Raw genomic sequence first — 23178 nt, forward strand, 5'->3', positions numbered from 1 at the left:
ATTACAATTAGGATTCGAAATCGTTTCATTATTAAAACTTTATTCTTCTTTTACGCTTTTTTGTATTTCTTTTACATACAATTGTTTTATTCCTTTTGATAGCATTAGATCTCCCTCAATAAAGTAGTGTTATTCTTTTTCTTTCATATTATAAGATCTCGCCTTTTATAATTAGCTTTTTTGGTGAATCTTTTCCATTGTAAAAAACAGAGAGTGTCTTATTAAAAAGACCACGCCCTTTAGCATCAAACATCACTTTTATAATTCCATTTCCATTTGGTTCAATTGGATTCATAGACCATTCAGGCTTTGTACACCCACAACTTGTTTTTACATCGTAAATAATTAATTGTGATTCGCCTACATTTGAAAATTTAAAAACGGTCTTCACATTTCCAGTTTTAGATATTTTTTTAAAATCATATATACTATCTTGAAATTGTACGGTCGCATTACTCACTACAAATTGTTTTTGGGTACATGAAATAAAAGAAACCAATATCAATAACATTGTTTTTTTCATAAATTATTTTTAAAATAGCTTTTTTATAATATTTGACTTGAAACACCTTATTTTAACACTCAGTTATATACCTTTCGGATTATTCATTCATAGTACGCCTTTTGCAAAGCACTGATTCTACAAATAAAAAAGGATCATTTCTTATGTTCTATTATAACATTCATAGCACCTTCGTAAAAAGATTGAACAAAGTTGTTAGTATTATCTGTTATTGGAAATATAAATAATGGTTTAAAGTTATTATTGGAAATAAAATAGTATGGTATGTGCTCTTTTTCAATATTTAATCCTAGTGAACTATTTGACATTGACCTGTAACATTTAAATTTTGAATTATACTTATACACTAACCATTTAAATTTATCTTCATTGTAATCACAAATAACAACAATTTTTCCATTGCCAATCTTATTGGATAGAATTTCCAAATCGAGTAATTGTCTATCAATACATGCACTACAACTATTTTCATAAAATCTAAAGCAAAGTTTATAATTCTCATCAAAAACTTGAGAAATATTATACTGAACATGATTTATATCAGTTAAAATTAAATCCGGTAGAATTTTATTTCCAATCGAATTAACTTGAATTGAGAATACCCTTGTTATATCATTAATTGAATTGTTAATATTTTTATCTTTATTTAATAATTTATCAACGGCTTCAGTGTATTTGTCAACGGTTTCAGTGTATTTATTCCTTTGAATAATTAATAAAACTACGAGTGATATACACGTAATCGCTAAGATTATAATACTTACTTTCTTTATCATAGATACTATTTTTTTAACTCGATGAAGCAGAGAACTGGATTACTATCTAAAGCAATAGGTTGCTCCAAATATTTATTAATTTTATCGCTAGGATTCATAGCCACAATAATTTTATTTTTTTGTTTACCAATCGGATCAAAACTAAAGTTGTCATTTGTAAAACAAGGATTGTTAAATATTTTTGTACTGTCATCATTTATTGAAAAAACAACTAATGAATACCCTTTTTTGGTAAAGTATCTAAATATAAAATTAGTAGAGAGGGAGAAAAAATCGCTTGTTTGGAAAATATAATCAGTTTTTTCTAATTCTTGATGAAATTTAACTATATCATCCATCTTTCTATCCCATAATTTTGATTTTTTGACATCAAGGCGTTCATCTATATCAATTAGTATGCTAGGCTTTATAGTAAGATTTTTATTGATTGAAAAAATAGTATCATTAAAGCAAGGATATACATACAATAAACTATCAGATTTTGACATATTTTTATTTCCCCATAAAGATAGATTACTTATTTGTTCTGGAATTATAGCTCCAGATTTAATGTATTGCTGATTTTGATCAGTGATAATGATATTATGATTTGAATGCTCTGGAAAAGTTTGATTATGTCGAAAAAAAACAAATGAGTTATTGAACCATTCAAAATTAACACCAGCGTTAGCAATATTAACTTGATCTGAGCTAATATGCCTACCTTTTAAATCATACCTTAAAATTTGCCTTGATCCAATATCCAAGAGAACTACTTCTTTTCTAATTTCATCAAAAGTAATATCTTTTATTTTAATATATTCTCCAGGTCCTTTTCCAACGTTTTTAAACATTGAAATAAAATTTCCGTCTTGAGAAAAAAGAAGTATTTTTCCTAATTTATAATCACAGATTAATATAGAATCTCCAATATTAATCATCTTTGATATTTCTTGAATTAATGAAGAATCATTTGTTTCCAGTGGCACAAACTTGATACTTTCTATTGTAGAATCTAAATTTCCAGTGATTTGAACATTTTTTTTATTTATATGAATGGTAGGCATATTATTTTCGTTTTTTCTTGTATTACAAGAAAAATTAATGAAGATAAATAGTATTAGAACAGTAAAAATTAGTTTTCTCATTTTATTATGATTTAAATTAAATATTAAGGAGAGAAAAAATCCTCCTTAATATTTTAAAAATTATTAGTTATACGAATATGCTGTATATTCTTCCTTTTGTGGACATAATTGTGACGCAAAATCTAATTCACACTCATAATGAATTATTGTAATATTATAAGTTTTATTTGAACAGACACCACCTCCAACTGATACACTTTTATTTGGAGCAACACTTAACGAACCATTAACAGCAGTTGCTGAACTCGATACAGGATTACTAGGACTAATTTTAGAATATGCTGAGTTTACATATGAATCTTTATGCCAAAAATCCTTAACAATACCCGAACAGCTTCCCCCAGCATCATCTGGCTCTGCATTCGCAGTATTTATAGTAATCAAACTAGCTAAATTAGTATTTGAACTATAACTATTCACATTATTAGCACTAAAAAACATCATTACAGCAATCACTACGACCCCAAAAGCTACTATTATTTTTTTCATTTTATAAAATTTAAATGGTTAAAATGGGACTTATACCCTTTTATATTTATTGTTTTGCAAAGTGGTATAGGAATGTTACTTTTGCCAAACATTACAACGCCTTATATCTAGCGGCTGTACGAAATTATAAAGTCAGTTTCTTTTATAAAATCTTCCTCTGGGTGATGGTCTATTACATAGGCTGTATTCTTTTATAATTTAATGTTAGAGTTTTTTAATTTTTAAATCCCCGGGGGATTTTTATATTTTTTCAGGATACTATTCATTTCTCCTTGTATTTCTTTAATAGCGATAGAAGGAATTTTTATTTCTTTATTTAATATTTTCTTAGCCATAGCTACGGCTTTAACCTTTTGTCCAGATCCATCATATAATTTTGCCAATAAGTAGTTAGCGTAAAATTTACCGGGTGTCATATTTACCGCTTGTTGGTAGGCTTCCTCTGCTTTATCATATTGCTTTGTGACTTTATAACTATCGCCCAAAGCGGTGGTTATGATGGTGTTGTTTTGATACTGTTTGGCTTGTTCTAACACTACAATTGCTTTATGCGGTTTTCCTACGAGTGAAAGTGTTTTACCGTAATTCATCAGGAAATCTCCATCTTTTTTAAAAATAGGATATGCTTTTCCAAATTCAAGTGCAGCTCCTTTGTAATCTTCCCATTGATGACTGATTAAGGCAGTATTCCATATAATAAATCCTTGATATAAATCATTAGTAGAAGCATAGATTTGGGATATATTAATCCAAGCCACTAGTATAACAATGATTTTGTATAACCATTGATTTCTTTTATTCAATTCAATGTTAAATTGATAAGTATTGGCTGCATTATTAGATAGCAATGCAAGTAAAAACACCAATATTAATTTTATTGGAAGGATTTGCATAGGATAAGAAAAAAAAGCAAAAACACCAATGGTTAAAAGTCCTGTTTTGGAAATAAAAGCCTCTAATAAATATTTCTCATTTACTTTTGTTCTAAACAAAATAAGCACTACAGCTAGCAGTAATATTAATCCTAACATTCCATTTTCAGATACAAATTGTAGCCATTCATTAAAAGCATAATAAGTATTATCGGCTACTACAGCTTCTGACGTTTCTCCATTTTTCTGAAAATATTGCGCCTGATAATTCATGTAATGTGCGTTGAAACGGTCAAATCCTACACCAAATACAGGAGCATCTGCTATCATTTCGGCAGTCACTTTCCAGATAAAAGCACGCCCATCTGAGGATCCTTTTTTAAAGATATAAACACCAAAAAGTCCTGCACTTAGAATTCCAAGAAAAAGAATTGCTACAATACTTTTTTTTAATGTGTTTGCTTTTTTGAATACATTTTTTAAAACTGAATATCTCAGTTCCAATAAAACTAAGCTGCTCACTACTGCAGCAATCCAAGAAGCTCTAGATTGTAATGCTGGAAGTATTATAGCAATACTAATAACTCCTAATAAGGGAATGTACTCAAAAATGTATTTTATAACTTCTTTTAAAAATGGTGAGTTGTTTGTTTTCTGTGATTGTACTTGGCTGGTTATATTGCCTTTAAACAAATACATCCCAAAAGCTACAGTCAACACACTCACCAAAAAACCTGCATAAGGTCCTGGGTTAAAAAAACTACCTGTCATTTTAAATCCGGAATGGTTGGAGGGATAATAGCCTAACAATTGTAGATTACCATAGACCGCTTGAATAATTCCCGAAAGAACAATAGCTATTAGTAACCAAGGATAATTTTTTGGCCCAATACTTCGCAAAACCAAATACAAGAAACTTAATCCCAATAATTCTATATAACGAATTGAAAACCCATAATAGGATTGAATAAAATAGCGATTCCAGGTAATGTAGAGAACTAATACAAAAAGAGCGAGGTCTATTTTAGAAAAAGAAAATGATTTATTTTTTGAAAAAACAATTGTAAGACTATATAATACCAAAAGAACTATGCTTCCATAAAGGAAGTAAATCAATTTACTGGTAATTGTAGAGTTGACAAATTGAGTGTCATTTACTGAAGGCAAAATTATAATCATCAAACATATCAATAGTACTGATATGTTGCATCCATTTAAATAACTCGAAAACTGTTTTATATTTATTATCATTATTTAGTAACCTCCAAATATTTTATTATGAATTTATTTTAAATACTTCGCCTAAAAAAACATAAAAAATAGATTATTAAAATTTGTTTACACAAACTCGTGTTTTTAAGAATAATCTTAACATATATCACAAAACTAAAGCAACAACCAATATCTTTATGGGGGTAAATTCGTATTTAATAAGGGGTAGAATTACTTAAAAGCACAAAAACACCATTTATTTAACTAAAAAAATGAATTGTATAAAAAAATATTCATAACCAAACTATCTAAATGGACACGAAGTAATAATAGTTATTATCTTATTTTTTTTTAATCCAAGCAATCAGAATAACGTGTTTTATAAACGATAATTAAACACTTAAGGTTGTTAGTATTATTTTGTAATAATTTATCTCAACTTTCTGATATGCCAATAAAAAACTACCGTACTACTTCGGTATTTAAATTATTAAGTAAACAGCTTATTCAATAAATTTGAATAATTATAAATAAAAACTCTGAAATTTTTAATGCGACTGTAATCCCTGCATGTCCAAAAAGGCATAAAAACAATGTAATTTACTGCCTTATATTAAAACCCAATAAAATAAAAGGTTTGTAAACGTTCGATTAGAAAATATATTAAACTATAGAAATAAAGCAATCCCTTAATTTTTTTTAGGTACTCAATAATTTTTGTTTTGGTAATTTTTAATTGGAATGTCGAACACTTTTAATAAAAAGTTAAAAAAAATAATTCCAAAGATATTGCATCAAAAAGAGTTCCACTACTAAAAAAAATCAATTTAATTCTGCCATTTATATAAAAGTAAATAGAAGAAAAATTTAGTTATCATAAAAGGCACTAGGAACTCATAATTAGAATAATGAGAAGTATTCAAAATACAAAACAATATGAACTGAATTGAGAAAAATATTGAATACTATCGATTTAAAAAAACAATAGATTACGAATAAAAAACACCTGTCTTATTTGTAGGTGCTTTTTGAGCTCGGCCCGGTACGATTACCGGGGATAACAACAGAAATTACAAAATCCGGGTAATTAAGTGTCATATCTGTTGATGGCTTGAGATGATGAATTTTAAACCAGTCTTTAAAATTAGGAGGAGCTTCTTTTTCTTTGGGGCTCAGTTCAAGCAGTACGAATATACCCAGTTGATCATACCCCGAAGTATATGTCTGGGCTTGGGCTAAGTAATTGTCCTCTAAAACTTTTTCATCCTGCCGCAATAAAGACCTTTTAAGTTCAATTGGAACAGTAATAACGTCTTTTTTATAAAGAATATCAACTCTTCCCCCATCAACAAACTTTGATTTTTCATGATCTAGACCATCAGCGATTTTTGAATGCTCTAAAAAAAACAGCATACTGTCCTGCAGATCCTGCTCGACTGCATCCTGACCTTTCCCGTTATTTTCAGATTTGCTGTATAAAAAAGAAAAACGGCTCTTATCATTACCTGATAAAGTCAATCTTGTATATCTAATTACTTCTTCCAAAATATTTAAAAATGCTGTTCTTTTCTCATTTTTATAATCCGGAAGGAGAGTATCGATTTGGAATGTTAAATCCAAAAACACTTGGTTTCCTTCGATACTTCCGGTTTTAAAGGAAAGTTCATTTTTATAATTTTTCGCTAACAGACCGGACACTGCTTTTTCTAGACCTATATCTTTATTTCTGATTTTTTGATAGGCCGCTATACCTTCGTCTCCAAAACTCTGCTGCAGGGAAATCAGCAGATCGTAATTCTCAGGATTGGGTTCATTGGTATCTGGAAAAAAGCTCAATATTTTTTCAATGAATTTAGTTAAATCCGGCTGGTCAATGGATTTCAAAACATTCAAACGTCTTTTTTCACCTTGAAGATGAACTTTATATAAATGGTTCTCCAAATTACCAAAAATATTATTATCAATGCTTTTCAATAGCCCTTTTCCGCTGCCTTGAAGGCTGCTCAATATTTCAATCTCAGAATTAAATGCCATCAAAGTACGTACATTTGCCATAAAATCTATCCACTCGCCAGATGCCTGTAAAATATCATAACTCGATTTAATTTTACTAATCATATTAAAAAGAAGAAAATCAAGTTCCAGTCCATCCCTATCGTAAAGACTTCTAAGCATCAAGGAGTCCTGCAGGGCTTCCAGCATATTATCAGATTCTTTTGAATCGTTTGATAGTACAGCCGATATCCATTCAAGTAGCATTATATAATAATCAGCGTCATCACGGTTTTCAACTGAAACAAATGCAGCCGTAAAATAACGTTTTGCCTTTTCAGTATTTTCTATTAATTGAGATATATCATTACCGCTTATATTTTCTGACATGACTCCTAATCCCAAGCACACATATGACTGGCTGGAAATTTCACCATTTGCATGGTCAGAAAATGTCTTGAGCAATTCTTCTGTTTCTGCAGTAAGCATTTCAGGAAAATACTGAAGATATTTCAAACCTATAGTAATCAATTCTGCATCTTCATTCTTGATAAAATCATGCAGAAGGCCCACCGTCTTAAATTTATTGGTGAATATTCCCCCCAGTGTTAGATTGCATATTATTTTTAAACACGAACGCTTGACATACATATTTACTGCACTTTCTGCACCAGTGAATAAAATATTGGACAAATCTGATGTGCTAAATTCTCCAACAGCATTACTACTGTAAAATTCATCTAGAAAACGGATCTGCTCAAAGCTGCTTCCAGTTTTAAAAAGTTCTATGCATTTCTGATAATTATCCATTAAAAAACAAATTCGTCTTCTTCTTTTATAAATGTACGATCCTTGCCAGTAATCTGAGAGAACTCCCTTAGTGCTGTACCTACAAATATCTGGAGTTCATTTTCAAACCTATCGTTAATATCCTTGAAGATTTCTGCCAGCCCTTTAAGGTGTTGCGGCACCATCTCTTCACTTCCTGGGGAATCAAAAATCAAAAATCGAGGATGCCTTCCAAGACTGTGTTCAATATCCAATTGTATAAGGCTAAGATAAAAGGCAAGTTTTGCTCTTAACTTTTCACCTTCACTCAGGTCATTAAACCCTATCTGGACATCGTTTTGAGTAAAAATCAATTCATACTTGTCGCTGATGGCAACTGTTGTGATGCTTTTTAAACCAAAAACATTCACTTCTTTAAGTATAAGCGTTTCAAGTTTACTTAAAATATCCTTATTCAACACAATCCTTTTTCTTTCTAAAGCATAAAGAGCATAATCCAAAACAGCTTTTTTTAAATTCAGACTGTGAATTTCAACAGAAACAATGCTGCTTTCATTTCGCTTGATTTCTTCCAATTGAAAATTTACTACTGCTTCTTCTTTTATCAACAGTTCTTTCTTCTCTAAAGGATTTTTATATTTCTCACGTTCTCTGCCTATCCTTGCTATTTCATCTTCAATTTCCTTAAGCCTTTTATTGTAAAGATCAATTGATTGAATCGATGAAATTGTTACGCTGTAATCTTCTACATTCTTTTTTATTTCCTCAATCAAAAGTGATTTTTTGCCTAAGTTCTCAACGATTTTTTTCAGACGGGCACTGTGACTTTTTATTTCCTGTTGAATCTGACCTGATTTCTGCAGAATTTCAGATTCTTCAATTTTCTGCTCTGTAGGCTCTTCACCGCAAAGACTGCAGATATGCTGATCTTTTTCCTTTTCCTTTTTAGCTTCGCTTACTTTGATTTCGCAGTGAGGGCATGTCTTGATATCCAGATTAGTAAAAAAGCTTTGCGACTGTTTGTAAAGCTCCATATTCAATTCCTGCTTTTGAAGCCTTATAATTTCTGCATCAACTTTCTTCCTGTCGCTCTTCAGATTGCAGAACTCTTCTTCCATGCTTAAAAGCCTGGATTTTTCCGACTGATACAATTCTGTCAGGTCTCTATGATTTTTTCTGATTTGATTTACTTTTTCCTGAAGTGACGAATATTCTTCAATCAAAGGGCGCTCTTCAAAATTAATTTCCAGATTTTTTTTGACTGATTCCTGCTCTTCCAATATTTCCTGATATCGTTTTTCAAGTACATCTTTCGAAGATTTTGCCGTATCCATTCTTGATTTATCAACAAGCTTTACCTTTCCTATACTTTCATTCACACGATCAAGCTGCAGCTTCAGCATGTTAATCGGATAAGTAAGAGGAAGTCCCAAAACCATTTCAAAAATTTTCTTTCCCTGCAGTCCAAGTTTTTCCTGCTCAAAAAACAAGTGCTCATAATTACTGGATTCCAAGTAAATTGATTTAAAATAGGTTGACCAGCTTAAGCTTGAAGTATTTAATTCAAACGAATCCTTGACGCTGCTCTTCTGGGAATACTTTAAATTATAAAATGAAAATTGATCAAAAAAGAAGTTCTGAAGTTTCTCTTCAAGATCCTGCCTGCTGTTAAAAGAAAACTCAACCTTCTTTTCTATCGTATCTAATTTAAATTCACTTTTGTAACTGTTATACTGATCAATAGAAAACCGATAAAGACTTCCCTTATCACGGCCAGTGCGGTCAATATAACAGGTATAGGTAACTTTTCCGATTGTAAACTCCAGCAGAATTTCCTCGATCCATGATTTGATATCTTTCTTAATGCTGTCGTTTCCGGTAAGTGCAAATTTAATAATCTTAAAAATTGTTGATTTACCTTTGTGATTATCCGCAATCCAGGCATTAATCCCGTGATGCAGTTTTTGATCAAAATCAATTTTATCTCCCGAACGTTTAGTTCCTAAAAAAACAAGCCTGGTCAGATAAAGGGATTTACCCAGCGAAGCCGGGCTGTCTTTATTGTAGCTTTCTTCCAAATAGAGAATCTCCTCAATTTCATCAGCAGTTAATTCTTCTTTGAATTTATCGTGAACATAAGTAACAAAGTCTCTGTAGTTGATTTCTGTACTACTCATAACAATTGTTTATTAAATCTATCCTTATAAACTGCTCTCACCTTTGAGTTTATATTCTGAATGTGGCTCTTATAAGATATATTGCTGTACTCTGTATAATTATACTGTCTGCTTTTGAGCTGAGATCCTGAAAATTTACCGAAATACTTCTTAATCAGTTCACAGCGTTCAAAATACCATTGCACTGCAGGTATTGATTTCAAATAATTTTCAATCTGCTCTGCACAGTGCTGTGTGACATAATAGTTTTTATCATATGCTTTTCCGTCAGTTCTTTTTTTGCTTTCATGCTTAAGAAAACCGATACTGACATGAAATGCAATGACCTCATCAATACTTTCATAAGCACCATGGAAAAATTTCTCCATCTCCTCGACTCTTAACTCCGGTTCTCTGCTTGAATATATTTTATCGATGACCTCGCTTATTTCATCCCGATCCAGGCTGCTGTCATTGTCCATTAAATCCATCAATTCCATTGACAGAAAATCAGGATATCTGAGCAGAAAATCTAAAGCCTGAATTTTTATTTCACTTCGGAACAATCCAAAATATGATGGGTCAAGACTTTCGCTTCGCTCGCAAAAAACATACAGAATAATTATAATACGCAATCGGTCTCTGTATTTTCTAAGAAAATCATCCATACTATCGCTGAAATAAATAAATCTTTAAATATTAATTATTAAAGAAATTAAGATTTTTCGCTAATATATAAATTATTGCCAATTATTAAGAAATTAATTTAAAATTAGATAAATATATTTGTCGTACCGTTAGTTTAATACATTCCCTTCTTCATCTACCACTAAATTTAGACAATTATTATCAAGCCTATCTTGAATTATTAAAACTTTGAAAACACAACTAAAGTATTAATATTCCTTTATTGCAAAACTTCTCTCTGTTGAATAAATCTTCTTTTAAGTTTTGTTTCAAAATATTATTTTTACTAAAGATTTTACTACCCTTAACCTATGTAATGGATCTTCCCGAATTTACGCAATGTATAAGGTCATGCACGAGATGAATAAGGATCTGCTTAATTTTATATTGATTGAACGGGTTGAAAAACTAGTAGAGCACCAAAATATTCAGATGAAATTAAATATAACAAAGAAGATCCTTAACCAGATAAATTTATAAAAACTAAACTCTAAATGTAAACAGTAATTATGGAAAAATTATTTTCAAAAGAAGAGTTAGACGAAATTCAAAAGAATGCAGCTGATAATTTTGAATATTATTGGAATGTAGTGGTGATAGATGGGCAATCAAATGAAAAAACAATCAAAACCATTTCAAAACACAAGCATTTGGTATTTGTTATTGGTAATACAGATACTGGTTTTAATCATCTCAATGACAGGCACGGTTACTTTTCATTTCAAAATTTTTGGATTCAAAACAATGAAATGAAATTCAAACTTGACAACCCAAGCAAATTTCATCCTAAAATGATGCCAATAATTGATTATGTAAAAATTGCTGATGCCATTTTTTGCCATGAAAATAAAAACGTTACAAAAAATCATAGCCCAGATCTTTTTGATAAATATACTGGAGTTCATCTTTTCGAGGAGGGTTTCCAAGAGAAATACCATCTTATAACTTATAAAGACACTAAAATTGTACACACCATGTTTCCTGACAAAAAAAAGTACAATAAAAAAGTTAGGTTCAAATATGGTAAAGGAATAGTAACAACAAAATTGAAATATACTCCGGCAGATTCGTATAATGACTTATTAGTTCCTTATGAAAACAAGGACAAAATTACAGTATATTCAATATTAATTCGAAAATTCTATAATGAAAAAGTCGAAAGATTCATCATTCAGCAGCATGATAGTGAAGGAAATCCTGAAACGCATTATATATTAGGAGAAAGAGATTTTGAAAACTTTGAGAGTTTCAATCGTGAAACCCTTAACCTTTTCCAAACCGCTGATTTAGGAGAATTAGAGGATATAATGGCTCAGATTGAAAAATCTAAAAAATAGTATCATCTAACGTGTACGGAAAAATTTAAGGTTTCTAATTTGTATTACAACTTAATCAATTTATGAAAAATAAAGTTAGACAAGAATTATTTGCATGAATTTTCAATAAAAATGTATGCAATTTAATATTATTTACTAACTTTGTACTTATGAATAAGTTACAGGAACTAAAAAAGCATTTAAAACGAGGAAAAGTATACCGCAGGGCTGATTTGTCCAAGTGGTCAAAGTCCGTTGATCGCCACTTAGAAGAGTTGGTACAGGAAGGGACTTTACAAAAGCTGTCACAAGGCTTATACTATTACCCTGAAGTAACAGTCTTTGGAGAGACACCTCCCGAAGAAGAAGTGTTGGTGCGTTCTTTTCTTAAAGACAAACGTTTTCTGGTAACTTCTTTAAATACGTATAACGCATTGGGTGTAGGAACTACTCAGTTATACAATGGCAAAACGGTTTACAACCATAAACGCCATGGAGATTTTAACCTCGGTGGTACGACGTTTTCATTTAGAGTAAAACCTCATTTCCCAAACAAAGTAACACCCGAGTTTTTATTGGTGGACTTGTTAAACAATCTCGACCAATTAGCTGAAGACCCAAAAGAAATAATGTCAAAAGTGAGATCCAAAGCAAAAACAATGGATGCTAAAAAACTAAAAAAAGCACTTCAAGAATACGGCAGTGTTAAAACAAAAAAAATGTTGGAACCTGTTATAACAGCACAATATGTCTGATTACTTACACAACCATAAAAACTTCCGTGAATTGATCCGTATTGTGGGAGCAGAATTAAATATTGAACCAGGCTTGTTGAAAAAGACTATTGGATTATGCATGTGTTATATGGGTTAAAACAGCAAGGCTTTCAATTCGAGCTTAAAGGAGATACATCTCTATCCAAGGGTTATGGAATCATACATCGTTTTTCCGAAGACATCGACATCCATATCAAGCCACCAGCCGAAATGGAAATCAATGAAAATCCAAAGAATACAAATCCTGGAAATATTCAAAAAAGAAAAGACTTTTACGATGGTTTGGCAAACGATATAAAAATAGATGGCATTATATCAGTAGTAAGGGACGAAGCTTTTGATGACGAAAGACAATATCGTAGTGGTGGAATACGGTTACATTATGAAAGTAAAACGGATGCCATTGATGGAGTTAAAGAAGGTATTTTATTGGAAGTTGGATTTGATACAGTGACACCAAATAATCCACTAACAATATCATCCTGGGCGTATGACAAAGCTGTTCAACAAGGCGTCGATATAATCGACAATCGGGCTGTAGATATTGCCTGCTATCACATTGGCTACACTTTTGTTGAAAAATTACAGACTATTGCAACCAAATTTAGACAGGAACAGGAAGACAAAGAAGAACGGCAAAATTTAATGCGTCAGTACTATGATGTCTACAGCCTTTTAAAAAACGACATAGTTAAAGCATTCATAGGGACAGTAGAATATCAAAAACACAAAGAAACTCGGTTTCCACCCAAAGACTACGAAATACCTATTGCTAATAATGACGCTTTTTTATTGAATAATCCGGAGCTTAGAGAACACTTTATAGAACGCTATAAAAAAACAGCTAAACTGTATTACAAAGGTCAACCTGACTTTAACGAACTACTTGCTGAAATCGGCAAATGGGTTGAAAAATTGTAAAATTCATTTATTTCGTTCTGTAGAATTTCAAAATTTGCAACTCTGAATTGAGGGGCAAAAGCGAGGCCTTAAAACATGAAAAAAATATATAATTCTTATATATTAACGCGTTAGAGAAAGAGTACAATTCTCTCTTTCTCTAAAACTATTCTTTAGATATCATAACAACTTAGAAACAATTGCAGACAAAAATTAAGGTGTTCGACAGTCGAACACCTCAAGGCATTTTTAATGAAACAATTTGCATTTAAAAAAATTCTATAATTAAAATTAAATATAAAAAACTCGTAATTACCATTAAAAAAGAGAGACAAAAACAACATAAAGAACTTTAAAATCCTCAATAAACATAAGGCTTCACAAACTATTTATCTAAGTTATCCAAGAACATTAAAATAGGTATAAGGTGTTCGATTGTAATCCCTTCGACTCCACTAAAAACCCCTTATAAAATAAGGGGTTAAATTCTAATTCACAAAAACACTTAGAAATCTCAGAAAAAGTAGAAGAATGATTTGTGATTCCTAAATTGTACAAAGATTTGTTAACTTAACAATAGCCATATCATAACGAATACACTCTTTTTGGTGAAGCTTTTGTAATATATGGATTAAGGGCAAACTTTTTAAAATTTAAAAAAGAAACTCTTTGAAATCGAGTTCAATATTTTATTTATAAGCAATAACAGCACTACTAGGTCCTGTAAGAGGTATTATTTCTGTTTTTTTGAAACCAATTGCTTTTGTCCATTTATCAAAATCTGCAAATGTATAATCGAATCCGGTGCCTGTTTCTATCAACATATTAAGACTCATCATCAAACCAAAAGCATTTTTATTTCTATCCTCATCTATAACTCCTTCAATAGCAATAAAAATACCTCCTTCTGGTAATGCATCGTATGCTTTTTGAATCAACATCATTTTAATTTCTTCATCCCAATCGTGTAAAATATTACCCATCGTTATAATATCAGCTTGAGGAAAACTATCTTTGAAAAAATCTCCTTCAGCTGTTTTTACACGATCTTGAAGTTGAAATTGTTGAATGGTTTCATTAGCAATAGGAGCTACAGCAGGCAAATCCCAACTTGTACAACTTATATGTGAATGATGTTTGGCAATCATTAACGACAAAAGTGCTGCTGAACCACCTATATCAACTAAGCTTTTAGCTTTAGAAAAATCAAATTGCTGTGCCAATGCTATAAAATTCCCCATCTGAATTCCACTCATCGCATGTATAAACTCTTTCAGCCGATCTGCATCTTCATATAACTTTTCAAACAGATTTTCTCCTTGTTTGGCTTCATTTTGAGGATGTCCGGTAAGTAATCCCGATTCTAAATTTCCCCAAAATCCATACAATCGATTATTTAGCATTTCAAGCATTCCCCCAATATAAGTTGGTTTCTTTTTATCTAAAAAAAGGTCTGTATCTGGTGCATTCGAATAGCTGGCCGTTTCCAAAAAACCATCTCTTTTTAAAAAACCAAAAGTAGTTAAGGCGTCCAAAAAATCAAACACATGCCTGTCAGTACATTTAAAACGGAGTTTGGATTTAATTTCATTAGCAGTCATTTGTTTTCGTTCAGCGAGTAAAGTAAACAACTCGAATCTGACAGCACTCAAAAGAATTTTGGACGCCCAAAATCCAGTTCCAATTTGCATAATACTTCCCGGAGAAGGTTGACCTGAATGATTTTCCATTTGTTTAAAAGATTGAATTTTACCTACGCTTTAGGGTTTTCGGCTTTCCCAATATTTCCAAAAACGCTACTGAAGCTTAGCTTAAAAAAAGACAACTTTTATATATACTTATAGACAGAGCAGATAATTTTTTGGAATACACTAATTTACAAACAACTAAGCAAAGTTTAAGTTTATTTTTCGGATAAAATTTAAACTTAAATTAAGTCTGACTTTAAATATTTTACAGACAACAATAAAAAACGTCCAGACAACAATCAGGACGTTTTTTATTTTATACTGTTTTTAAGGCTTCAATCAGGCCATCAATATCTTCTTTGGTATTATAATGACTCATGGAAATACGCAGGCTGGGCTTTCTTATCAAATCATCCGAAAGGATTTCGGCCAGCACATGCGAAGGTCTAAAACTACCACTCTGGCAAGCACTACCACGGGAAACCGCAATGCCACGCATATCTAAATGAAATAAAATCATGGCTGTTTTCTCTTCCGAAAAAGGCAACAACACATTCAAAATAGTATAAAAAGAATCCTTTGTTCCGTTAAAAGCAACACCCGGAAAAGCATTTTCCAATTGTTCAATCAGGTATTTTTTTAACGAAAAAATTTGTTCTGTTTCCTCATCTAAATGTGAATAAGAAAGTTCCAAAGCCTTTGCCATTCCAGCAATTTGGTGTACTGCCTCGGTTCCGGCTCGAAGGCCTTTTTCCTGTTCGCCTCCGTAAAACAAAGGTTGCAAACCTGAATTTCTTCGAACAAAAGCAAAACCTACGCCTTTAGGTCCATGAAATTTATGCGCACTGGCCAAAACAAAATCTACGGGAATCTTTTGTAAATCCAATGGCATTTTTCCCATCGATTGCACTGTGTCCGAATGAAACAAAGCCTTATATTGCTTGCAAATTAAACCTACACGTTCCAAATCTAAAACAGTTCCTATTTCGTTATTAACATGCATCAAACTCACTAAAGTTTTGCCTTCCTTAGACAATAAATCAGCTAAATGTGTCAAATCGATACTTCCATCTGGTAACACATTCACATAATCTACCCCAATACCAAATTCTTTTTGCAAGGCTGTTAAAGCCAACAAAACCGCATGATGTTCTACTTTGCTACTTATAATTCTTTTTACTCCTAAATCCTTTACTGCCGAGCGTAAAATCCAATTATTTGCCTCCGTCCCTCCTGAAGTAAAAACAATTTCCTGAGCATTAACATTCAACTGCTTAGCAATCGATTTTCTGGAAAGTTCAAGTATATTCTTTGCATTTCGACCAAAACTATGTGTAGATGATGGATTTCCATAATCTTCCGTCATTACTTTAGTCATTACTTGAATAACTTCAGGTCTGATAGCAGTTGTCGAGGCGTTGTCGAGGTATATTTTTTTCATCCCTGCAAAGTTATAAAATATCAATTATCAAAAGCCGATTCGCATTTGTCATTTTTTGCCTATTTTTGTCAAAATTTTTACAATGAAAAAAGCCCTAAGCCTTTTGGTTTTATTAGCATTTATTAATGCTTGTGACGATGGAAACTTAACTCAGGAAGATATTAGCTTCGAAGATGTAACAACTACGCAAAGTTGTAGCACCAACAATCTTATCTATAAACTAAAAGATCAGGAAGCGCTGATTATGGAAATTGATAAAACTATTTTCCCTACAGAACTTACTGCTGAAAATGATACAATTAATTTAGATATAAATACTTCAACGAACAGAGTGGTATATCGTTTTTATAACGGAACCGTATCCACCGATAATATCTGTGAAACTATAGCTCCGGCAACTCCTGTAATTACAGAACAATGGAATGCTACCAGTGGTATCATTCAAATTGTAACTTCTGCAAAAAAAGAGACAAACACAACGACTAATGCAACAAAAATAACCGGATACAATCATAATATTGTATTGAAAAATGTAACCTTTGCTAAGCCAAACGGAACTCAGGTTTATGAAACTTTTAAATTTGGGGATTACTCTTCTTCTGCAACTACACTGCCTTTTAACTTTGATCAAACACTTGAAAAATGTACTTCGTCCAATGATGTTTACAATTTTAACACCAGTGAAGCTTTAATTTTGAAAATTGATCCCAACCTAATTCTAAATGAAGTTACCCCTCTAAATACTCCGCGAACAGGATTAATAGGAACCAGCACAAACATATTAATCTATCGTTTGTTTTCTAACTTATTGACATCCGATTATTTTTGTCAAAGTACAACTCCTACTACCCCTACGTTGAGTGAGCAATGGAGCGGTATTGCAGGAGTAAGTGGAACAAGCGGAATTATAGAAGTAACGACCACTACTAATGGTCCTAACACTTACAAACATACTATTGTCCTGAAAAATGTTTCTTTACAAAAAGGTCTTGCCAACTTTAATCTCGGAACCAGTTATACTTTAGGAGAATTGTTTACAACATCAAATTAAAATCTATAATTATTTATAAAAAAGAAAGCTCGTTTGTACATTCAAACGAGCTTTCTTTTTTTATCTGAAATTGTAATTCGATTTATTTTTTACTCTGACGAATATAAACTTCCGTCGCACCTTGTCCGTATTTTTGATAATTGGCTTCTTGAAAATCAATATTATCATAACGGCCTAACAGGAAATCGAGTTCTGCTTTCAACACACCTTCCCCAACACCGTGAATAAAAACAATTTTTGGAATACGATTTTTAATAGCAAATTCAATATGCCGTTGGGCAGTTTCAGCCTGTAAAGTCAGAATATCATAATTAGACATTCCGTGTTTGTTTTTAACCAGTTTCTCTATATGCAAATCAAATTCAGGAACCGGAACATTTCCTTTTTCCCTTTTTTCTTTAACAAAACTTCTGGGTTTCGGGATTGCTTTTTCTTTTTTAATTTCTTCGGTATTAATTCTTTTTACAGTATCCATTAAATTATCATCGCCTCCGGTTTTAACCAGCTCGTTTACCGAAAATTGCATCACAAAACCTTCATCGGTTTCAATGGTAACTTCCTCACCTTTAACAGACAAAACTACTCCGTTGATAGCCTCATCCAATACCGCAACTTTATCTCCTTTAGTCAACATCTTCTTCTTTTTCTGGATTTTTACTAGGCGTTTTTGCACTTAAACGCATCATTCCAAACATAAAAACAGCCATTGCAATTACAGTTACATAAACATTTTTATCTGCCGCAGTTTGTTCATAAAAAGCAACAACAATAGCAATAAACATGAGAGGAAAAACTAATTTTTTCATTTTTAATAGTATCAGCTTTCAAAAGTAATAAATTTAAAATTGTGGTCTAAATAAAGAATAATTCAAATTCAGAAAATCCATTTTAAAACTGTTCGAATTCATTTTGTAAAAAACAACACTATCCTGTGAATGCATCCCGGTTCTTGCCTTTTTATTCAAAATAGTTCAATATATTTGTTTTTAAATTAAATAATAAAATTCAAGTAGAATTCGCTCTACCAACAACACAATCCAAAAGTCATGACAAAGGATTTAATTATAAAAAACATAGAGGAGCTAAAAAGCCACACTTCAATCAATTATGGTATCAAAACTAAAGTAGAAGCATTTACTGAAAAAATATTTTACACCTTATTTGATGCTAATGCGCCATTGGACGAAAGTATTGACGAATTGGAAAAACAATTCAAAGAGATTGCTGCTCTGGCTTGCAAAAAACCAAATGCTTTATGTGAAGCTGGCTGGGAACATTTTGTGGCAAAACTACCTACGGTACTTAAAAAACTAAATCAGGATGCCGAATACATTTTAGAAAATGACCCGGCTTCTAATAGTATCGAAGAGGTCTATTTAGCTTATCCCGGCTTTTACGCGATTGCTATTTATCGTATTAGTCACGAATTATATACCCAGGATTTATTGCTTTTCTCTCGTTTAATGAGCGAATATGCACACCGTATCACCGGAACTGATATTCATGCTGGTGCTCAAATTGATTCTCCATTTTTCATTGATCACGCAACCGGTATTGTGATAGGTGAAACGGCAGTAATTGAGAAACACGTTAAAATTTATCAGGGAGTTACACTTGGTGCTTTAAGTGTGAGTAAAGAAATGAAAAACGCCAAAAGGCATCCAACTGTTGAGAAAAATGTTTGTATTTATGCCAATGCAACTATCCTTGGAGGCGAAACCGTTATAGGCAAAGACAGCATTGTAGGAGGAAATGCCTGGGTAACCAAGTCGGTTCCTGCAAAATCAATTGTCATGAACACCACAACGACTGAAATAAAAGTAAAAGAAATTAAATAAATATGAAACCTCAAAAATTAGTTGACTTAATAGGAAATACTCCGCTTGTAGAAACAGTCAATTTAGTAAAAAATAAAAACGTAAAACTACTTTTAAAACTAGAAGGAAATAATCCCGGTGGTAGTGTTAAAGACCGTGCTGCTTATTATATGATCAAAGGCGCATTAGACCGCGGAGACATTAAAAAAGGAGACAAATTAATCGAAGCTACCAGTGGAAACACCGGAATTGCATTAGCGATGATTGCGCAATTACTGGGAATCGAAATCGAATTAATTCTTCCAGAAGATTCTACTAAAGAGCGTACACAAACCATGCGTGCTTATGGAGCAACTGTGATTCTTACTCCTGCCAGTGAAGGAATCATAGGTTCCAGAGATTATGCCGATAAAAAGGTTGCCGAAGGCGGTTATATTATGCTAAATCAATTTGCGAATAATGACAACTGGAAAGCGCATTATAATACTACAGGTCCTGAAATCTGGAAAGATACCGAAGGTACAGTAACGCATTTTGTTTCAGCTATGGGAACTACCGGAACCATCATTGGAACTTCGACTTATTTAAAAGAACAAAATTCAAACGTTCAAATTATAGGTGCACAACCTTCAGAAGGCTCTCAAATTCCGGGAATCAGAAAATGGCCGGAAGAATATTTGCCTAAAATTTTCAATCCTTCAAAAGTAGACAGAACCGTTGACGTAAGTGAAAAAGAAGCCCGTGAAATGACAAAGCGTCTGGCTTTAGAAGAAGGGATTTTTGCAGGAATGAGCAGCGGTGGTGCTGTAGCCGTAGCTGTAAAAATTGCCGAAGAACTTGAATCTGGTGTGATTGTAGCTATTATTTGCGACCGCGGAGATCGTTACCTGTCTTCTGATTTATTTGATTAAATTTAATTTATACTTATAAAAAAGGCTCATCTCGTTTGAATTCTAACGAGACGAGCCTTTTTTGATTTAGAAAACATTTTTTAAACCAAAGTAGCCGATGTTGTAATTGTAGTGTTAAACAACTTCGAAATTGGGCAATTTTGTTCTGCTTTCGTTACCAATTCCTGAAATGCTGCATCCGAAATCCCTTCTATTTTAGCATTTACTGTAAAGTTAGATTCTTTAATTGTCCCTTCCAATAAATTAATCACACATTTGGTTTCGATACTTTCAATTTCAAATCCGGCTTCGGTAATATAAGCCGATAATTGCATTGTAAAACAGCCCGAATGTGCCGCAGCAACTAATTCTTCAGGATTTGTACCTACTCCTTCCTCAAAACGGGAATGAAAGGAATATTGAGTATTTTCTAATGTTTTACTTTGAGTTGTCAAAACTCCTTTTCCTTCTTTTAGAGAACCTTTCCAGATTGCTGTCGCGTTTCTTTTCATACCTTGATATTTAAAGTTATTGTTTTTTACTCTTTCATTTTTTTTAACCCACTCTAATTTAATGTTTTTCTGCCATAAATCATTTCCGTAAATACATATTCAATTAAAAATTAAAAGCCAACCCAAATGAATGAGTTGGCTTTTAATAATATAATTTAAATTACTATTTCTTAATTAAATTAACGGTTTTACTTTCTGTTCCCTGAGTTATTTTAGCAATATAAGTTCCTCTTGGTAAATCTTCTCCAAACTGGATTATTTCACCATCTTTTCTATCAATTACTTTTAATAATCTTCCAGCTGAATCATAAACTAAAACCTGAATATTCTCAGTACTATTACCCGCTACTTCAATTGTAAATACACTTACCGTTGGATTTGGATAAGCGATAACGTTGAATATAGTTGATCCTGATTCAGAAGTAATTTCATCTGTTGACACAGTTTTAGCAGTGGTAGTATTTTCTGTTACACTTTGTGATTTAGAAGCAACTACTTTAGCCGTTTGACTTAAACCAGAGGTTGATACATATACATTACCTCCATTTAACAATTGCTGCTGTGTTTTTGTCACATTCCAATTACTCGAAAACCAAACTCCTCCGTTTTTACTTTGCAAAGTAATTCCAAATAAGTCAGTGGTTCCTTTTCCATTATCTGTCATAATAAGCTGTAATGTGATACCACTTTCAAGACCCACTGTTGTTCCATTTTCAAGTACTTCAACTAGATTTGATTTACTACTAAATGTAGCATCATTTTTAGCAGATGTTTGTCCAACAGCAAATACTGCTATTGCATTACTTGAAATTTCATAATGATGCAATTGAGAATCCAGTGTACCATTTGGTAAATAATAACTCCAAAAAGACACATAAGATTTCCCTTGAGGATTAGTCATCTTATTATTAAATTTCACATCCATACTAAAGGCTGTTTCAACACCTGTTGCACCTTTTAGAATACCCGATGAGGCACTATTAAGTAAATTTCCTCCAGCAACTACATACCCACCTGGTATAGGTTTTGAAACTGTAACACAAGCTATAGAAGTTGGATCCGTTTTCTTGTTAATGTAAGCACCGGAGATTCCTACAGCGATAGTATAGCTTGCTGAATTTTGACTACCAATATTTAACTGAACAATAGCACTTGCTGTTCCTACTGAGCCATCAGTTATATCTACCAATCCCACTGGTAAATTAGTTGCACCAGGAATCGGAGTATAACCTCCACTAGTAACATAATAGAAAGTCACTTTTGCACCTCTTACATCTCCCCCTGGTGTATTGGCATCTTTGATAGTGGCAACCAAGGCTACTGTACCTGTACTACTTGTTTCACTTGGTGTCCATACAAACTCATCCCCTGTATAGAAACCAGTTCCTAAATAAGATGCACTTCTTGGTGTTACCACTAACGCTTTAGAATCTTCTGAATTTGAATAATTACTATTTGAACTATTAAAACTTGCTTTTACCGTATAAGTACCTGGCAATTCAGATGCTTTCATTTGTGTAACAATCATAGCCTGTACCGAACCATCTACAGCACCTGGAACTGGAACAACAGCAGCGGAACCATAATTTGTTGTTCCTATTACAAAGTTCACATTACCTGTCAATGCTGAAGCAGTATTAGCTGGTTTTATAATTGCTGTCAATGTAACATTATCCATATATCGAACAGATGGAGCACTTAAAGTTAATGTAGTTGTTGTAGATGCAGCAAGAATGGTAAAACCTTGTACTTTATTTGATGCTAAATAATTAGCAGTTTCTACAAAATTAGCTGAAGCACTATAAGTCCCCGCCAGACTTGGAGCCTCTGTACTTGGACCATAAACAGTTGCTCCTGTTCCAACATAAGTAACTGTAAGATCTTGGTTCAATCCGCCTGCACCAGTTGCTGTGGCTATAGCAACTTTAGGATTACCATCGTAAGTAAGATTACCAAAAGTGAATGCAACGGTCGTTGGTGCTTTCGAAATTACATCATTAACTGTTCCGCTGGTATTATTATAATTCGATGCGCCGGTGAAGCTCCAAGCATCTCCGGTGTATGTTCCTGCATTGGTATGTGTTGTAGCTGTTACATCAATTGTCCCAACTGTAACTCCGTTTTCTCCATTCACTCCACTAATAGTATACGTTGCTGTATGCGC

Annotated in this window: 20 protein-coding genes; 6 read left to right on the top strand and 14 right to left on the bottom strand. The window is 32.4% G+C overall.

From position 1 onward, the window contains the following. Positions 1–148: 148 nt before the first annotated feature. The 8 genes from BLR17_RS15285 to BLR17_RS15320 all read right to left on the bottom strand — a co-directional run bounded on the left by BLR17_RS15285 (position 149) and on the right by BLR17_RS15320 (position 10604). A complete protein-coding gene (locus BLR17_RS15285) occupies positions 149–523 on the bottom strand; it encodes a DUF1573 domain-containing protein (RefSeq protein ID WP_066325753.1) in 375 nt (124 codons plus the stop codon). Positions 524–657: 134 nt separating this feature from the next. After that, on the bottom strand, positions 658–1299 hold the full coding sequence (locus BLR17_RS15290) for a hypothetical protein (protein ID WP_066325751.1): 642 nt from the start codon (positions 1297–1299) through the stop codon (positions 658–660). A gap of 5 nt (positions 1300–1304) precedes the next feature. Next, a complete protein-coding gene (locus tag BLR17_RS15295; RefSeq protein WP_066325749.1) occupies positions 1305–2426 on the bottom strand; it encodes a 6-bladed beta-propeller in 1122 nt (373 codons plus the stop codon). A gap of 63 nt (positions 2427–2489) precedes the next feature. Next, positions 2490–2915, bottom strand: a complete 426-nt coding sequence (locus tag BLR17_RS15300; RefSeq protein ID WP_066325746.1) for a hypothetical protein — start codon at positions 2913–2915, stop codon at positions 2490–2492. Between the two features lie 221 nt (positions 2916–3136). Beyond that, positions 3137–4966 carry an O-antigen ligase family protein gene (locus BLR17_RS15305; protein ID WP_066325743.1) on the bottom strand — a complete coding sequence of 610 codons (1830 nt, stop codon included), beginning with the start codon at positions 4964–4966 and terminating at the stop codon, positions 3137–3139. 1044 nt (positions 4967–6010) lie between these two features. Continuing rightward, positions 6011–7801, bottom strand: coding sequence for a hypothetical protein (locus BLR17_RS15310; RefSeq protein ID WP_066325736.1), 1791 nt, complete (start codon positions 7799–7801; stop codon positions 6011–6013). Beyond that, a complete protein-coding gene (locus BLR17_RS15315) occupies positions 7801–9957 on the bottom strand; it encodes a coiled-coil domain-containing protein (RefSeq protein WP_066325735.1) in 2157 nt (718 codons plus the stop codon). Before BLR17_RS15315 ends, BLR17_RS15310 begins: the two co-directional genes overlap by 1 nt. Continuing rightward, on the bottom strand, positions 9954–10604 hold the full coding sequence (locus tag BLR17_RS15320; protein WP_066325733.1) for a hypothetical protein: 651 nt from the start codon (positions 10602–10604) through the stop codon (positions 9954–9956). The genes BLR17_RS15315 and BLR17_RS15320 overlap by 4 nt, the downstream gene beginning before the upstream one ends. Positions 10605–11132: 528 nt before the next feature. On the opposite strand from BLR17_RS15320, the gene BLR17_RS15325 reads away from it, so the two are divergent. The 3 genes from BLR17_RS15325 to BLR17_RS15335 all read left to right on the top strand — a co-directional run bounded on the left by BLR17_RS15325 (position 11133) and on the right by BLR17_RS15335 (position 13636). After that, on the top strand, positions 11133–11960 hold the full coding sequence (locus BLR17_RS15325; RefSeq protein WP_066325731.1) for a hypothetical protein: 828 nt from the start codon (positions 11133–11135) through the stop codon (positions 11958–11960). Positions 11961–12109: 149 nt separating this feature from the next. Continuing rightward, a complete protein-coding gene (locus BLR17_RS15330) occupies positions 12110–12694 on the top strand; it encodes a hypothetical protein (protein ID WP_066325729.1) in 585 nt (194 codons plus the stop codon). A 96-nt stretch (positions 12695–12790) separates the two neighbouring features. Further along, positions 12791–13636 carry a nucleotidyl transferase AbiEii/AbiGii toxin family protein gene (locus BLR17_RS15335; RefSeq protein ID WP_217635912.1) on the top strand — a complete coding sequence of 282 codons (846 nt, stop codon included), beginning with the start codon at positions 12791–12793 and terminating at the stop codon, positions 13634–13636. Between the two features lie 668 nt (positions 13637–14304). Here BLR17_RS15335 and BLR17_RS15340 read toward each other — a convergent pair. Next, positions 14305–15345 (bottom strand): methyltransferase, encoded by a 1041-nt coding sequence (locus BLR17_RS15340; protein ID WP_066325727.1) that lies wholly within the window; start codon positions 15343–15345, stop codon positions 14305–14307. 274 nt (positions 15346–15619) lie between these two features. After that, entirely contained in the window at positions 15620–16744 is a 1125-nt protein-coding gene (locus BLR17_RS15345) for a cysteine desulfurase family protein (protein WP_066325726.1), read from the bottom strand. A gap of 82 nt (positions 16745–16826) precedes the next feature. On the opposite strand from BLR17_RS15345, the gene BLR17_RS15350 reads away from it, so the two are divergent. Next, positions 16827–17795, top strand: a complete 969-nt coding sequence (locus BLR17_RS15350) for a hypothetical protein (protein ID WP_066325725.1) — start codon at positions 16827–16829, stop codon at positions 17793–17795. Between the two features lie 82 nt (positions 17796–17877). Here BLR17_RS15350 and BLR17_RS15355 read toward each other — a convergent pair whose 3' ends face one another. Both BLR17_RS15355 and BLR17_RS15360 read right to left on the bottom strand, forming a co-directional pair. Further along, entirely contained in the window at positions 17878–18429 is a 552-nt protein-coding gene (locus BLR17_RS15355) for a Smr/MutS family protein (protein ID WP_066325724.1), read from the bottom strand. Next, positions 18419–18601 carry a hypothetical protein gene (locus tag BLR17_RS15360; RefSeq protein WP_066325723.1) on the bottom strand — a complete coding sequence of 61 codons (183 nt, stop codon included), beginning with the start codon at positions 18599–18601 and terminating at the stop codon, positions 18419–18421. The genes BLR17_RS15355 and BLR17_RS15360 overlap by 11 nt, the downstream gene beginning before the upstream one ends. Before the next feature lie 240 nt (positions 18602–18841). On the opposite strand from BLR17_RS15360, the gene epsC reads away from it, so the two are divergent. After that, the gene (epsC, locus tag BLR17_RS15365; RefSeq protein WP_066325722.1) at positions 18842–19633 is read left to right on the top strand and encodes a serine O-acetyltransferase EpsC; all 792 of its coding nucleotides are present in this window, start codon (positions 18842–18844) and stop codon (positions 19631–19633) included. A 2-nt stretch (positions 19634–19635) separates the two neighbouring features. After that, complete coding sequence (gene cysM / locus BLR17_RS15370) at positions 19636–20523, top strand: cysteine synthase CysM (RefSeq protein WP_066325720.1); 888 nt, start codon at positions 19636–19638, stop codon at positions 20521–20523. Between the two features lie 80 nt (positions 20524–20603). On the opposite strand, the gene BLR17_RS15375 is transcribed toward cysM, so the two are convergent. Both BLR17_RS15375 and BLR17_RS15380 read right to left on the bottom strand, forming a co-directional pair. Further along, positions 20604–21014: an OsmC family peroxiredoxin gene (locus BLR17_RS15375; RefSeq protein ID WP_066325718.1), complete on the bottom strand. Its 411-nt coding sequence runs from the start codon at positions 21012–21014 to the stop codon at positions 20604–20606. A gap of 163 nt (positions 21015–21177) precedes the next feature. Continuing rightward, on the bottom strand, positions 21178–23178 hold a 2001-nt coding region (locus BLR17_RS15380), incomplete at its 5' end, for a T9SS type A sorting domain-containing protein (protein WP_139068329.1).

Origin of the sequence: Flavobacterium glycines, from assembly GCF_900100165.1 — a bacterium.
Classification (GTDB): Bacteria; Bacteroidota; Bacteroidia; order Flavobacteriales; family Flavobacteriaceae; genus Flavobacterium; species Flavobacterium glycines.

Coding starts and splice junctions, on each gene's coding strand:
- BLR17_RS15285 (WP_066325753.1), bottom strand. CDS start 523: ATGAAAAAAACAATGTTATTGATATTGGTTTCTTTTATTTCATGTACC.
- BLR17_RS15290 (WP_066325751.1), bottom strand. CDS start 1,299: ATGATAAAGAAAGTAAGTATTATAATCTTAGCGATTACGTGTATATCA.
- BLR17_RS15295 (WP_066325749.1), bottom strand. CDS start 2,426: ATGAGAAAACTAATTTTTACTGTTCTAATACTATTTATCTTCATTAAT.
- BLR17_RS15300 (WP_066325746.1), bottom strand. CDS start 2,915: ATGAAAAAAATAATAGTAGCTTTTGGGGTCGTAGTGATTGCTGTAATG.
- BLR17_RS15305 (WP_066325743.1), bottom strand. CDS start 4,966: ATGATTATAATTTTGCCTTCAGTAAATGACACTCAATTTGTCAACTCT.
- BLR17_RS15310 (WP_066325736.1), bottom strand. CDS start 7,801: ATGGATAATTATCAGAAATGCATAGAACTTTTTAAAACTGGAAGCAGC.
- BLR17_RS15315 (WP_066325735.1), bottom strand. CDS start 9,957: ATGAGTAGTACAGAAATCAACTACAGAGACTTTGTTACTTATGTTCAC.
- BLR17_RS15320 (WP_066325733.1), bottom strand. CDS start 10,604: ATGGATGATTTTCTTAGAAAATACAGAGACCGATTGCGTATTATAATT.
- BLR17_RS15325 (WP_066325731.1), top strand. CDS start 11,133: ATGGAAAAATTATTTTCAAAAGAAGAGTTAGACGAAATTCAAAAGAAT.
- BLR17_RS15330 (WP_066325729.1), top strand. CDS start 12,110: ATGAATAAGTTACAGGAACTAAAAAAGCATTTAAAACGAGGAAAAGTA.
- BLR17_RS15335 (WP_217635912.1), top strand. CDS start 12,791: ATGCATGTGTTATATGGGTTAAAACAGCAAGGCTTTCAATTCGAGCTT.
- BLR17_RS15340 (WP_066325727.1), bottom strand. CDS start 15,345: ATGGAAAATCATTCAGGTCAACCTTCTCCGGGAAGTATTATGCAAATT.
- BLR17_RS15345 (WP_066325726.1), bottom strand. CDS start 16,744: ATGAAAAAAATATACCTCGACAACGCCTCGACAACTGCTATCAGACCT.
- BLR17_RS15350 (WP_066325725.1), top strand. CDS start 16,827: ATGAAAAAAGCCCTAAGCCTTTTGGTTTTATTAGCATTTATTAATGCT.
- BLR17_RS15355 (WP_066325724.1), bottom strand. CDS start 18,429: ATGTTGACTAAAGGAGATAAAGTTGCGGTATTGGATGAGGCTATCAAC.
- BLR17_RS15360 (WP_066325723.1), bottom strand. CDS start 18,601: ATGAAAAAATTAGTTTTTCCTCTCATGTTTATTGCTATTGTTGTTGCT.
- epsC (WP_066325722.1), top strand. CDS start 18,842: ATGACAAAGGATTTAATTATAAAAAACATAGAGGAGCTAAAAAGCCAC.
- cysM (WP_066325720.1), top strand. CDS start 19,636: ATGAAACCTCAAAAATTAGTTGACTTAATAGGAAATACTCCGCTTGTA.
- BLR17_RS15375 (WP_066325718.1), bottom strand. CDS start 21,014: ATGAAAAGAAACGCGACAGCAATCTGGAAAGGTTCTCTAAAAGAAGGA.